The sequence below is a fragment of the Shimia sp. genome (assembly GCF_049116215.1).
GTDB lineage: Bacteria > Pseudomonadota > Alphaproteobacteria > Rhodobacterales > Rhodobacteraceae > Shimia.
The window spans coordinates 737,849-751,205 of record NZ_JAGDZB010000003.1; the positions used below are offsets into that span (position 1 = coordinate 737,849).

Annotated in this window: 9 protein-coding genes and 1 tRNA gene; 6 read left to right on the plus strand and 4 right to left on the minus strand. The window is 57.1% G+C overall.

Going from position 1 to position 13,357, the window contains the following annotated elements:
• The first annotated feature begins 271 nt into the window (after positions 1-271).
• Both JXR15_RS12220 and JXR15_RS12225 read left to right on the plus strand, forming a co-directional pair.
• A complete protein-coding gene (locus JXR15_RS12220; protein ID WP_422053485.1) occupies positions 272-2,317 on the plus strand; it encodes an ASKHA domain-containing protein in 2,046 nt (681 codons plus the stop codon).
• 50 nt (positions 2,318-2,367) lie between these two features.
• Positions 2,368-2,441: transfer RNA gene (locus JXR15_RS12225), tRNA-Gly, on the plus strand.
• A gap of 87 nt (positions 2,442-2,528) precedes the next feature.
• On the opposite strand, the gene pgi is transcribed toward JXR15_RS12225, so the two are convergent.
• Genes pgi through zwf form a run of 3 tightly spaced genes read right to left on the minus strand, consistent with a single transcriptional unit; the run spans position 2,529 to position 6,259 of the window.
• Positions 2,529-4,130, minus strand: coding sequence for a glucose-6-phosphate isomerase (gene pgi, locus JXR15_RS12230; protein ID WP_422053486.1), 1,602 nt, complete (start codon positions 4,128-4,130; stop codon positions 2,529-2,531).
• Between the two features lie 6 nt (positions 4,131-4,136).
• A complete protein-coding gene (gene pgl / locus JXR15_RS12235) occupies positions 4,137-4,808 on the minus strand; it encodes a 6-phosphogluconolactonase (protein ID WP_422053487.1) in 672 nt (223 codons plus the stop codon).
• Positions 4,805-6,259 carry a glucose-6-phosphate dehydrogenase gene (zwf, locus tag JXR15_RS12240; RefSeq protein ID WP_422053488.1) on the minus strand — a complete coding sequence of 485 codons (1,455 nt, stop codon included), beginning with the start codon at positions 6,257-6,259 and terminating at the stop codon, positions 4,805-4,807. The genes pgl and zwf overlap by 4 nt, the downstream gene beginning before the upstream one ends.
• Positions 6,260-6,441: 182 nt before the next feature.
• Here zwf and JXR15_RS12245 point away from each other — a divergent pair, with 182 nt between their 5' ends.
• The gene (locus tag JXR15_RS12245) at positions 6,442-7,383 is read left to right on the plus strand and encodes a radical SAM protein (RefSeq protein WP_422053489.1); all 942 of its coding nucleotides are present in this window, start codon (positions 6,442-6,444) and stop codon (positions 7,381-7,383) included.
• 10 nt (positions 7,384-7,393) lie between these two features.
• Here JXR15_RS12245 and JXR15_RS12250 read toward each other — a convergent pair whose 3' ends face one another.
• Positions 7,394-8,134: a hypothetical protein gene (locus JXR15_RS12250; RefSeq protein WP_422053490.1), complete on the minus strand. Its 741-nt coding sequence runs from the start codon at positions 8,132-8,134 to the stop codon at positions 7,394-7,396.
• A 249-nt stretch (positions 8,135-8,383) separates the two neighbouring features.
• On the opposite strand from JXR15_RS12250, the gene gyrA reads away from it, so the two are divergent.
• The 3 genes from gyrA to JXR15_RS12265 all read left to right on the plus strand — a co-directional run bounded on the left by gyrA (position 8,384) and on the right by JXR15_RS12265 (position 13,319).
• Entirely contained in the window at positions 8,384-11,119 is a 2,736-nt protein-coding gene (gene gyrA / locus JXR15_RS12255; protein ID WP_422053491.1) for a DNA gyrase subunit A, read from the plus strand.
• A gap of 137 nt (positions 11,120-11,256) precedes the next feature.
• Positions 11,257-12,828 carry a YARHG domain-containing protein gene (locus tag JXR15_RS12260; protein WP_422053492.1) on the plus strand — a complete coding sequence of 524 codons (1,572 nt, stop codon included), beginning with the start codon at positions 11,257-11,259 and terminating at the stop codon, positions 12,826-12,828.
• Positions 12,829-12,956: 128 nt separating this feature from the next.
• Positions 12,957-13,319 carry a hypothetical protein gene (locus JXR15_RS12265; protein WP_422053493.1) on the plus strand — a complete coding sequence of 121 codons (363 nt, stop codon included), beginning with the start codon at positions 12,957-12,959 and terminating at the stop codon, positions 13,317-13,319.
• Positions 13,320-13,357 lie beyond the last annotated feature (38 nt).

The window sequence follows — 13,357 nt, forward strand, 5'->3', positions numbered from 1 at the left end:
CAAATCTCCTTTTGCGGGGCTTCATTTGGCACGTCCCTATCGCATGACCTTGAGCTGTGGAAAACCCCTAATCGCCGACAATTTGGCCTGTGCCGCGCTTCTTTTGGGAAAACTTCTATGCATGCCCATTGGGCACCCATTTTCTGACCCAAAGGTCAAACTTTCGCACAGCCAATGCCGCCGATTGACCAACCCATGCCGCTCCTTGCCTTTCTTGGCAAATTTCGGCAGCTATGCTGTCAGCCAAGCGAACAGACTTAAGGCCTTCTCCATGAGCAGCGACCCACTTGTGATCTTCACCCCTTCCGGCAAACGCGGCCACTTTCCTGTCGGCACGCCGGTTTTGACTGCTGCCCGCCAGTTGGGTGTTGATCTGGACAGCGTGTGCGGCGGTCGTGGCGTCTGCTCTAAATGCCAGATCACGCCGTCTTATGGCGAGTTTCCCAAACACGGCGTGACTGTTTCTGAGAACGCCTTGTCAGACTGGAATGCAGTTGAACAACGTTACGATGACAAACGCGGCCTGACCAAAGGCCGCCGCCTTGGTTGTCAGGCCACCGTGCAAGGCGACATTGTGATCGACGTCCCACCAGAGAGCCAAGTGCACAAGCAGGTGGTGCGCAAACGCGCCGAGGTGCGCGACATCACGCTGAACCCCACTGTGCACCTCACCTATGTCGAAGTCGAAGAGCCCGACATGCACAAGCCATCCGGTGACCTGGAGCGCCTACTCACGGCGCTCAAAACCGCAACCGGCCATGCAGAAATCTCCGTAGACACCCACCTTCTTCGTCCGCTGCAGCCGATCCTGCGCAAAGGAAATTGGACTGTCACCGCCGCTATTCATCAAGACCACACCGGCGCCCTGCCCCGTCTGATCGCCCTCTGGCCCGGCTATTTTGGGGATCCAGTATATGGCCTTGCCGTCGATCTCGGCTCCACCACCATCGCGGGCCACCTCTGTGATTTGATCACCGGTGAAGTGGTTGCCTCTTCCGGCCTGATGAACCCGCAAATCCGTTTTGGCGAAGACCTCATGAGCCGCGTCAGCTACGCGATGATGAACCAAGGTGGCGATCTGGAAATGACCGAAGCGGTGCGCAACGGCCTCAACCAACTGGTCACCGACATCGCCAAAGAGGCCGAAATCGATTCAACGCAAATCCTTGACGCAGTGTTTGTGATGAACCCGGTGATGCATCACCTGTTCCTTGGCATTGACCCGTTTGAGTTGGGTCAAGCGCCCTTTGCGCTCGCCACATCAGACGCCCTCTCCTTGCCCGCTTCCGACCTGGGCCTCAACATCGCCCCCGGCACCCGCGCCTACCTACTGCCTTGTATCGCCGGTCACGTTGGCGCAGACGCCGCTGGCGTAGCGCTCTCCGAAGCCCCCGACAAATCCGACGACCTCGCCTTGGTGGTTGACGTGGGCACCAACGCCGAAATCCTTCTAGGTGACAAGAACGGCGTGCTCGCTTGCTCCTCTCCCACCGGCCCCGCTTTTGAGGGCGCACAGATCAGCGCAGGCCAACGCGCCGCCCCCGGTGCCATTGAACGTGTGGAAATCGACCCCGTCACCAAGGAACCGCGCTTCCGCGTGATCGGCTGTGACCTCTGGTCGGATGACAACGGCTTCACAGCTGCCATCGCCTCAACTGGCATCACCGGCATCTGTGGCTCCGGTATCATCGAAGTCATCGCAGAAATGCGCCTTGCCGGGATCGTTGATGCCTCCGGCCTGATTGGCTCTGCCGAGCAAACCGGCACGCCGCGCTGCTTTGCGGATGGGCGCACAAACTCCTACACACTGTGGGAAGGCGACGCCGACCAAAAACCGATTACTGTCACAAACGCCGACATCCGCGCAATCCAGATGGCCAAGGCTGCGCTTTACTCTGGCGCCCGCCTGCTAATGGACAAACGCGGTGTGGATCAAGTCGACCGTGTTGTGCTCGCGGGCGCCTTTGGCGCGCATATCTCCGCAAAACACGCCATGGTTCTGGGCATGATCCCCGATTGCCCGCTCGACAAAGTCACCTCTGCGGGCAACGCCGCAGGTACAGGCGCCCGCATTGCGCTCCTGAACAAAGACGCCCGCAAAGAAATCGAATCCCTCGTGCGCAAAATCGAGAAGATCGAAACCGCCGTAGAACCACGTTTCCAGGAGCATTTTGTAAACGCCTCCGCGCTACCCAACTCCGCCGATCCCTTCCCGATCCTACGCGACGTGGTCGACCTGCCGGAAGTTTCGTTCAACACCGGTGGTGGCGGAGACGACGCCGCTGGCGGTCGCCGTCGTCGCAGGCGCCGCGGCTAGGTAAATCGCGCTTGACCCTCCCGCAACGCTGTCCTACCAACAGGCGTGCTGCGGGTATGGTGAAAAGGTATCACACGAGCTTCCCAAGCTCTTGTTACGGGTTCGATTCCCGTTACCCGCTCCATAAAATCAACCACTTAAGCCGGACACTTAAAGCAAAACGCCGCATCCCAGAGGAACGCGGCGCCATCAGCAACTCTGTGAAATGCTTTTAGTCACGCATGCTCAAAATGTGGTCCAGCAAAGCCACAGTCGACGCGCTTGAACCCTCCGGCGCCCCTTTGCCTTCCATCGCAGGCACCAGACCGTTGGCCAGCTCTTTGCCAAGCTCCACACCCCATTGGTCGTAAGAGTTGATGCCGTAAATCACGCCTTCGACAAACACCCGATGCTCATACATCGCCACAATCTGGCCCAGCACATACGGCGTTAGGCGTGGATAGACCAAGGTGGTGGACGGACGATTTCCCTCAAACACACGGTGCTTCGCCAACTGGTCCAGCTTTGCACCAGTCGCACCCATCTCTTCCAGCTGCGCCCGCGCTTCTGCCTCTGATCGACCTTTCAGCAGCGCTTCGGACTGCGCCAAACAATTGGCCACCAAAGCCCGGTGATGTTCGCCCAAGGCAGGCTCATGCCCTTCTGCTCCCACCATGAACTCACACGGGACAACCTGTTGTCCTTGGTGGATCAACTGGTAAAACGCGTGCTGCCCATTGGTGCCAGGTTCACCCCAGACCACCGGCCCGGCCACACGGTCCAACCTCGCGCCATCCAGGGCCACGCCTTTGCCGTTGCTCTCCATCTCAAGCTGCTGCAGATACGCAGGCAACCGCGTCAGCCGTTGCTCATATGGCAAAACGGCCCGAGTTCCATGGCCACAGACTTGCTGATGCCAAATGCCAACCAGCGCCAACAACACCGGCAGGTTCTCTTCAAGCGGTGCTTCGCAGAAGTGGCGGTCCATCGCCAGAGCTCCCTCCAGGAAGCTCTCAAACGCTTTTGGCCCAATCGCCAACATCAGCGAAAAGCCGATGGGTCCCCAGACCGAGTAGCGCCCGCCGACCCAATCCTCAAAGCCAAACACCCGCTCCGCCGGAATGCCAAACAAGGCACAGCGATCTACGGCGGAAGAAATCGCCACAAACCGCTCCAGTGCGTCGGGACCACCGGCCCAATCCATCACTGTCCGCGCATTCATCAAGGTTTCTTGCGTGGTAAACGTCTTGGACGCCACAATCACCAACGTGCTTTCCGGATCAAGACCCGCAAGGGTATCGGTCGCATCTGCTCCATCGACGTTGGAAATAAAGTGGCACTTTGGACCATCTGCATAGGGCTCAAGCGCCATGACAGCCATCAACGGTCCAAGGTCAGAGCCGCCAATCCCGATGTTCACCACATCCGTGATACGCTTGCCGTTGCCCGGGAAGCTGCCATCGCGCACCGCGCTGGCCAGCTTTGCCATCCGCGCGCGGGTTTCGCGCACCTCCGGCAACACATCCTGACCATCCACAACCAGAGGATCGTTTCCGAGGTTGCGCAGCGCCGTGTGCAATACGGACCGATCTTCGGTAACGTTGATCTTCTCACCCGCAAACATCGCCGTTCGTTTGGCCGCCACACCCGCAGCTTCTGCCAGGCGGATCAAAGCCGCTTTGGCATCGGCATCGATCGACGTTTTACTGTAGTCAAACAGCAGCCCGTCGGTTTTCAGGCAAAACGCCTGCGCGCGACCTTCATCTGCTTCAAACAGCGCCGAAATCTGACGCGATGTTGCACCCTCGCGCAGCGCGTCCAATTCAGTCCACATACCCAATCACTCCGTCCAATGAACTTCAGCGCCGCTAGAAATAGATTTGATCGGCGCATCTCCTTTTGGCAGTTTCTGCGCGGCCTGCAAAGCCTCGCGCTTGTCCGCACCTTTGATCAGAATATGCTTGCGCACCGCCGCATCCAAAACCCGCGCAGACAGCGTGATCCGCACATCCGGCAAATCCTCGCGTCGGATAGGCACCAACACCGGCGCATCAGACGCCAATGCCGCGTCCAACCCATCTGCTCCCGGGAACAAAGACGCCGTGTGCATATCCGCGCCCATACCGAGCAACGCCACATCAACGGGCAGCGCCCCCAGAATGGTGGTCTCCAGCTCAGCCAAAACAGCCTCTGGCGCCTCTGCGGGCGCATAGAGCGGCAAATACCGCGCCGCCACGGCCCGATTGGTCAACAAGCGGGATTTCACCAGCGCCGAATTGGACCGCTCGTGATCCTCCGGCACCCAGCGCTCGTCCGTCAGGATCACATCCACACGGTCCCAATCCAAATCCACCGCGCTCAGCGCATCAAAAATCGGCCCCGGCGTGGTCCCACCTGGCACAGCCAAAACCACACGGTCTTTGTTGTGCAACGCCTCCGCCAAATCATCCGCCAGCACGCTGGCGACATCCATCGCCATCATCTCTGCATCGGGGTAGGTGTTGAAGTTCATTTGCCCAATCCTCTCCAGTTTCGCCCGTCCCGGCGCATCATCAAAGCCGCATCATCCGGCCCAAAGGAAAACGCATCATAAGGCTTTGGCACATCGCCCCGCGCTTCCCAGCCGCGAATGATCGGGTCGGTCCAGGCCCAGGCCGCCTCCACCTCATCATCGCGCATAAACAGTGTTTGGTTGCCACGGATCACATCCATGATCAGCCGCTCATAGGCATCTGCCGCACTTTGCCCTTTTGGCCCCAAAGCTTCGGCAAAACTCATATCCAACGGCACATCCACAAGCCGCATCCCGCCGGGCCCCGGCTCCTTGATAGTCACCTTTAATGTAATGCCTTCATTGGGTTGCAGCTGAATGTTCAACTCGTTGCGATGCCGCCCGGCTTCATCTCCAAAGATCGAGTGCGGCGTGTCTTTGAACATCACCGTGATTTCGCTATCACGTTCCGACAACCGTTTGCCGGTACGCAAGTAAAACGGTGTTCCCGCCCATCGCCAATTGTTCACCTGACACTTTAGCGCGACAAAGCTCTCGGTTTTGGAGCGGGGGTTGTCCACATCTTCACGGTAGCTATCCACCCCGTCCGCGGCTGTATATTGTCCACGAACAATGTGATGTGGCGCCACCGTGTCCAGCGCCCGGATCACTTTCAGCTTCTCATCACGCACTGCATCTGGCTCAAACTGCGATGGCGGTTCCATCGCGATCAGGCACAAGAGCTGCATCAGGTGGTTCTGCACCATGTCGCGCATCGCACCGGAGCGCTCATAATACTCGCCACGACCGGCCACACCAACGCTCTCCGCAACGGTGATCTGAATGTGATCGATGTATTGCGCATTCCACAATGGCTCAAACAGCATATTGCCAAAGCGCACCGCCATCAGGTTCTGCACGGTCTCTTTGCCAAGATAGTGGTCAATCCGGTATATCTGGCTCTCGTCAAAGTACTGCGCCAGCTCTTGGTTCAGCTTTTGCGCGGTCTCAAGATCATGGCCAAACGGCTTTTCCACCACAATACGGGTGTCCGCTTCGGTCAACCCGTGGCGTTTCAGCCCCTTGGCCAAATCTGAATAAACCCCAGGCCCAACCGAAAAATAGAAAGCGCGAACGGACCCTTCGTTGAGCAAAGCCGCCAAATCGGCCCAGCCAACTTCTCCACGAGCATCCACCGCAACATAGTGCAAGTGATCACAGAAGCCTGACACAGCCGCAGCGTCATGCGCGGCCTCTCCAGCAAACTCGCGCAAGGCCTCCGCAACAGATACGCGATATTCCGTTTCAGACAGAGCACTTCGGGCCGCGCCAATCACCTGACTGCCTTCGGGCATCTGCCCGGAGCAATACCGCTTAAACAACGCAGGCAATATCTTGCGCCGCGCCAAGTCCCCGGTCCCACCAAAGACCACAAGATCAAATGTTTCCACGGGAATGATGCGAGAAACCATGGGGCTTCTTTCCTTCTTGGCTGTCCGGATTTCACCGGAAAATCGTTAGCGCTAACGACGTCATAACACCGCCACTCTAACACCGCAACCAAACATCACAACTGTGTCAAACACCGTGTCGCCGCTTTACTTGCCAATAAGTAAGTGACTAGTACCAACTGACCACAAGACATGGCAGGCACATGAAAGATCACGCAAATATTAGGAAATTCAACGACCCTTATGTCACCGCCAAGGGTGACACCCGCGCCAATGTGGCCCTCACCGATCCGCAAACGCTTTGGTTCAACACCGGCACACTCTGCAACATCGAATGTGAAAACTGCTACATCCTGTCGTCACCCACCAATGACGCATTGGTTTATCTGACTGCAGATGAAGTCTCCGACTATCTCGACCAGCTCGACGCCCGTGATTGGAAGGTCCGCGAGATTGCCTTTACCGGGGGCGAACCTTTCATGAACCCGGAAATGAACGAGATGACCCGTCGTTCTCTGGAGCGCGGATATGACGTCCTGATCCTCACCAACGCCATGCAGCCCATGCAGCGCAAACGCGTCCGTGCAGGCTTGCTGCAACTGGCGCAAGATTTTCCCGGAAAACTGACACTCCGTATTTCCGTCGATCATTGGTCCGCTGACATGCACGATAAAGAACGCGGCATTGGCACGTTTGAGCGCACCCTGGACGGCATGCGCTGGCTGCGCGACAACAACATCAAAATGGCCGTTGCAGGTCGTACCATGTGGGACGAAACCGACGCCACATCCCGCGCCGGATACGCCGAACTCTACGCCAAAGAAAACTTTGAGATCGACGCGGCAAACCCCGGAGAAACCGTACTTTTTCCTGAAATGGATGAGCAGGTTGAAGTGCCGGAAATCACTACGGACTGCTGGGGTATTTTGAACAAATCCCCAAGTGAGGTGATGTGCGCCAGCTCCCGCATGGTTGTGAAACACAAAGGCGCCAAATCACCCTCTGTGATCGCCTGCACACTGTTGCCGTACGACCCGCAATTTGACCTCGGCGCCACCCTGGAAGAGGCCGAAAAACCAGTGCAACTGAACCACCCCCATTGCGCCAAGTTTTGCGTATTGGGCGGCGCCTCCTGCTCCGCATAGGCGGAGCAGATCAATTCAGTTCTGAAGAGCGCCAGTATTTGGTGCCTTCCAAACTGCCATTCATCCGCCAGCGGTCTTTGTCGAGGATGAAGACAGACTGGCCCTGCGTAAACCGCACCTCATCCGTGCTTTTATCATCCCCAACCTGCGCTCCGCCACCCGCAGTCGCATCGTAGCCATTGACGACAAATCGATCAAAATCCGCTTGTGTTTCAAACAAGATCACAAACTGCGTGGCAAATCCGCCAATGCCCAAACTCGCGCCCAGACCGCCGGTGCCCATATTCATATAGGTGCGCGCGCCGGAGTCCTTTGCCACAGCGACCCCACGGCCGTAGCCGGTGGTCACCGGAAATATGGTCACTTTACGACTGTCAAACGCGGCGTAGCCCGCACTCTTTTGATAAAGCGCATCCGCTTGTGCGTTCTGCGCCAACAACACAGCCATGATGTCACCCGACATCACATCAAGCCGCGCGCGCGTTGCCTCCGGCGTCTCTTCGTTGGACAGAAGCTCATCTGTCGAAGATATCGCCTCCCCAACGCCGCTCACGCCTTTCTCAACGGTATTGCCCACCGCGGTCGCGCCCTTTCCAATAGCCTCGCCCGTGGCCTCGACGCCCTGACCAATCGCCTCACCTGTGTTTTCAGCGCCCTCTTTGATCTTTCCCCAAAGCCCTTGTGACGCGGTTGGTCCGGCCATACTGGCCACCATCCCCCCAACAACAAAAGCCTGCCATCTCGCTCGCATAAACATCTCCGAACCCGCCCATTTCGATGGCTCGACTAAAACATAAAGCCGGCGCGCACATCACCCCAATTTAAGCAATGGGCAATTCTTCGCCTTTCTCGGCACAATTTCTCCTATACATCAATTCCTTATGCCAATGTCACCGGGAATTGCTCCTCCCCCCTCACAGCACCATTGCACCCTATATGATGCCTCTGATATAAGCGTTCCAACAACATATGGACCGCCAATTAGAAGCGAGACTGGGACTTGAGCGATACGCCGGAAACCCCTGAAAACGAAGAAGAAACCACGCACGAGCGGATGATCCACGACGGTCCTACTGTGACCATTGAGGAGGAAATGCGCGCCAGCTACCTCGACTACGCCATGAGCGTGATCGTCAGCCGTGCCATTCCAGATCTGCGTGACGGCCTTAAACCGGTGCACCGTCGCATTCTTTATGCGATGCATGAGACCGGCAACAGCCACGACAAATCTTACCGCAAATCGGCCCGTCCGGTTGGCGATGTGATGGGTAAGTACCACCCGCACGGCGACTCCGCGATCTATGACGCTTTGGTGCGTATGGCGCAGGACTTTTCTATGTCTCTGCCTTTGCTGGATGGCCAAGGTAACTTTGGCTCGATGGACGGCGACAACCCGGCGGCCATGCGGTACACCGAAGTGCGCATGGACAAACCTGCTGCGGCCCTGTTGGCGGATATCGACAAAGAAACAGTTGATTTTCAAGACAACTACGACGGCAAGGACCAGGAACCAACCGTACTTCCTGCGCGTTTCCCCAACATGCTGGTCAACGGCGCAGGTGGTATTGCGGTGGGTATGGCCACCAACATTCCGCCCCACAACCTGGGCGAAGTCATCGACGCCACATTGGCCCTGATCGAAGATCCCGATCTCACCTCCGAGCAGCTGATCGACTACGTGCCCGGCCCAGATTTCCCAACCGGCGGCATTATGCTTGGCCGCTCCGGCGCGCGCAAAGCCTATCTTGAAGGCCGCGGCAGTGTTGTGATCCGCTCCAAGACCCGTGTCGAAGAGATCCGTAAAGACCGCTACGCCATTGTCATTGATGAGATTCCTTATCAAGTGAACAAGGCGGCGATGATCGAAAAGATCGCCGAAGCGGCCCGTGACAAACGGATCGAAGGCATCGCCCACGTTCAGGATGAATCTGACCGGGACGGCGTGCGCGTGGTTGTGGAACTCAAACGTGACGCCACCGCCGAAGTTGTACTGAACCAACTGTTCCGCTTCACGCCAATGCAAACCTATTTTGGTTGCAACATGCTGGCCCTGAACGGCGGTCGCCCGGAGCAGCTCACCCTGCGTCGCTTCCTGACCTCCTTCATCGATTTCCGCGAGGAAGTCGTGGCCCGTCGCACTGCTTATATGCTGCGCAAAGCGCGTGAGCGCAGCCACATCTTGTGTGGCTTGGCGGTTGCTGTGACCAACGTGGACGAAGTGGTTGCCACCATCCGCGCCTCCGCAGACGCTGCGGAAGCCCGCGAAAAGCTGATGACCCGCCGCTGGCCCGCCGGCAGTATTGCCGATTATATCAAACTGATCGACGACCCGACCCACACCATGAACGAGGACGGGACCTATAACCTGTCCGAAACACAGGCCCGTGCGATCCTTGAATTGCGCCTGCAACGCCTGACTCAGATTGGCGTAAAAGAGGTCACGGACGAACTTGAAGAACTGGCCCGCAAGATCAAGGAATACCTTGAAATTTTGGGTTCTCGTGAACGCATCATGGGCATCATCGGTGACGAGTTGCGCGAAGTGCGTGAGAACTTCGCTGTAGACCGACGCACCGAGATCGTCGACTGGTCCGGCGACATGGACGACGAAGACCTGATCGAGCGTGAGGACATGGTGGTGACCGTGACCTCCGGCGGCTACATCAAACGCACACCACTGGCCGACTTTCGCGCTCAAAAGCGCGGCGGCAAAGGCATCTCGGGCATGCAGACCAAAGAAGAGGATGTGGTCACCACTCTCTTTGTGGCCAACACCCACACGCAGCTATTGTTCTTCACCACAGACGGCATGGCCTACAAGCTAAAGACCTGGCGCCTGCCTCTCGGCGGCCGCACCGCCAAAGGCAAAGCAATCGTGAACATCCTTCCAATCCCAACCGGCGTATCGATTGCAGCCATCATGCCTGTCGACCGTCCCGAGGATGAGTGGGACGATCTGCAAATCATGTTTGCCACCTCGGCAGGCTCCGTGCGTCGCAACCGCTTGTCAGATTTTACAAATGTGAAGTCCAACGGCAAAATTGCGATGAAGTTTGAGGACGACAACGCGGATACAAAGCTGATCAACGCCCGCATCTGTACCGAAGAAGACGATGTGATGCTTGTGACCAACTCCGGTCGTGCCATCCGCTTCCCCACCACCGAAGTGCGTGTGTTCAACTCGCGCTCCTCTGTGGGTGTGCGCGGCATTCGCCTCAACGGCGAAGACGAGGTGGTCTCCATGTCGGTGATCCGACACTTCCGCGCCGAAAGCGAAGAGCGTGCCGCTTATCTCAAAATGCGCCGCGCCGTGGCTGGATTGTCCGATGACGGGGGCGACGACGAAGAAGCTCCAGCGGGCGAGCTGAGCCAAGAGCGCTACGCCGAAATGTCCGCTGCTGAAAACCTGATCCTCACCATCACATCCGGTGGCGCAGGAAAACTCAGCTCCAGCCACGACTACCCGGTCCGCGGCCGTGGCGGTCAAGGTGTGGCTGCGATGGACAAAGCCATGCGCGGTGGCGCCTTGGTGGCGTCCTTCCCGGTGGACCTGGGTGACCAGATCATGCTGGCGACCTCCAAAGGCCAATCGATCCGCGTGCCCGTGGATGGCATCTCCTTCCGTTCCCGCTCCGCCGGCGGCGTGAAGGTGTTCGACACCGGCACTGGCGAAGAAGTGGTCTCTGTGGCCTGGATCGCCGAGCAGGATGAAGACGAGGCCGGCACAGAGGAGTAATCTTCTCTCACGGTCCTCTAAAGAAACGGCCTCGCGCAATTGCGTGGGGCCGTTTCTGTTTAGACGTCAAAATTAATGTTGCTTGACAACAATTTGTGTGACTTTCTTCAGCCAACGAAACTCACAATGGCGCCCCAATGACCAAATTCTCTTTGCCTTGCGCACTCTCTTCGGGCGCCGCATTTTTACTTTCCGCCGCCGGCGCCTTTGCCGCGACACTTACGCTCAACACCACTGAGCTATCCTCCGACATCGACGCCGAATATGGCGGCGCCATTCACGCCCAGAAACTCAAAGGGAAATACGCCAATTGCACGGTGCTGTATGAAGGTCCCGTCCAGCGTGGAGATCTGCAGAAATTCCATGCTTTGTACGGCTATGACGGTGAATACTTCAGCAACAGCCTCCCAGATGGCGCCACCCTCTGCCTCAACAGCCCCGGCGGCAACCTTTATGAATCCCTCGTCATCGTAGATTTCCTGCGCGAGGTTTTTGCCGATCTGCAAACCTATGTGGCCGACGGCGACCTCTGTGCCTCCGCCTGCTCCAACTTGTTTTTGTCGGGCGCACACACGTTTGAGGGAGAAAGTTACGAAACCATCGCAATGCGGGCCATTTCACCGAGGGCACGACTTGGTGTGCATGCCCCTCGCATTGTTTTGCCAGACGATGGCGAAACCTACGATGCGGAGGAAGTCGCCGCCGTATATGACGAGGCAATTCGGGACTCTTCGCACCTGTTTGCATTTGCGCAAAAGGTCGATGACGAAAACACCCCCTACCTGACCCCATATCTCTATGCACGTAGCATCGAAACCCCTCCACATGATATGTACTATGTCGACACGGTTGGCGATGCGCTCTTTGCAAATGTTGCAGTCACGGGCATCAGCTATGAAGTGGACCTGCGCGCCAACTTGATCGACACCATATGTGACAATGTCTTCCTATTGGACGACGGCGCCTTCAGTTGGGCCTTCGCGCCCACATGGAAACCACACCCCTTGGCCTCTATTGCTGACCTCTACAATGAGTTTTCTGAAATTCTCGCGCTTGAGTCCCACGAAAACCAGTCCGAAGATAGCCCAGTCTACACTTCCTCGCTCGACATAGAGCAACGAAACGGCGCTATCTACGGTTTCCGACGCGGCTATCGCACAGCAGGTCCCTACGGAGCCGAAGATTGTGTTGTCCGCCTACCCACCTCTGATTCAGTTGGGGAAACCACCAATTTTGGCAACGTACAATCCGCTTGGGACGCACGCGGTTCCGACGTGATTGAGGTCCGCATAGGGTATCAACATCCACGTGGTGACTTTTCAGATCCAGAAGAGGCCTACCTGTCTTCGGCTTACGCCTATTGGAGTGCCTTAAGTCAGAACGAAGAGAACCAACTGCACACCTACCCGGCGCTTATGTTGTTTGCTTTGGGTCGCCCGCTCAGTGATTTGCCGCGGATCTCTGACCCGAATGAGGCGCCGGAAGAGGCAGAAATGACCGACGAAGCGGCGTCTGACCAACTGACCTGCGATGATCTCTGGTACATGCGCAATCGGATTTTCCACAAAAACGGCTACTGCTTTGGATCTGAACGCGGCATTTCCACTTTTGGGAACGACGGCTGTGTCACCAAGTCGCCGAGCCTGTCGGAAGTGGACTCGACCATCCTAAAAGCCATCAAAGTTACCGAAAAAGAGCTTGGCTGTTAAACCACATGTGAAACCCGAAGAGACTAACTGTCTCTTCGGAGGCGCTCACTTGATCAAAGACAAACACTTCTCCGGTTCTATCAGGTATTTCAAAGCCCATCTTGGAACGCAAAAATCCGGAGACCGTGATGAAATCACCCGCCATCCTCCTTTCCATTGTTATTGGCGCTACGCCCCAATTTGCTCTGGCTGAGGCACCACAATTGAATGCGGAAACCGCCCATGCTGCCCTGAGCGGCATACAATACACTTGCGACCTCGGCGAAATGAAATTTGATATGATTTTCAATTCTGTGCCGACGGATTCTAAAGTGTTTCCCTACGAATTTCGCGCGGGTGAACGTGCCTCAGAGGACGCTTACATCCTGACCGACAGCGGAGAAATTCACCTGCAAAGCGCAGAGGCCGTGCGCTTTTTGTCACTGAACAACGGCACCCTCAAAATCGCCAAGACGCCCGATGGACGCGCCGCCGCCTGCGTGACGAAGTGACACCATCCCCGACTTCTTCTTACTATTGATATCCAACC

Bases quoted from the DNA above. Each gene is read 5' to 3' on its own strand.
- JXR15_RS12220 (WP_422053485.1), top strand. From the start codon at position 272: ATGAGCAGCGACCCACTTGTGATCTTCACCCCTTCCGGCAAACGCGGC.
- pgi (WP_422053486.1), bottom strand. From the start codon at position 4,130: ATGTGGACTGAATTGGACGCGCTGCGCGAGGGTGCAACATCGCGTCAG.
- pgl (WP_422053487.1), bottom strand. From the start codon at position 4,808: ATGAACTTCAACACCTACCCCGATGCAGAGATGATGGCGATGGATGTC.
- zwf (WP_422053488.1), bottom strand. From the start codon at position 6,259: ATGGTTTCTCGCATCATTCCCGTGGAAACATTTGATCTTGTGGTCTTT.
- JXR15_RS12245 (WP_422053489.1), top strand. From the start codon at position 6,442: ATGAAAGATCACGCAAATATTAGGAAATTCAACGACCCTTATGTCACC.
- JXR15_RS12250 (WP_422053490.1), bottom strand. From the start codon at position 8,134: ATGCGAGCGAGATGGCAGGCTTTTGTTGTTGGGGGGATGGTGGCCAGT.
- JXR15_RS12260 (WP_422053492.1), top strand. From the start codon at position 11,257: ATGACCAAATTCTCTTTGCCTTGCGCACTCTCTTCGGGCGCCGCATTT.
- JXR15_RS12265 (WP_422053493.1), top strand. From the start codon at position 12,957: ATGAAATCACCCGCCATCCTCCTTTCCATTGTTATTGGCGCTACGCCC.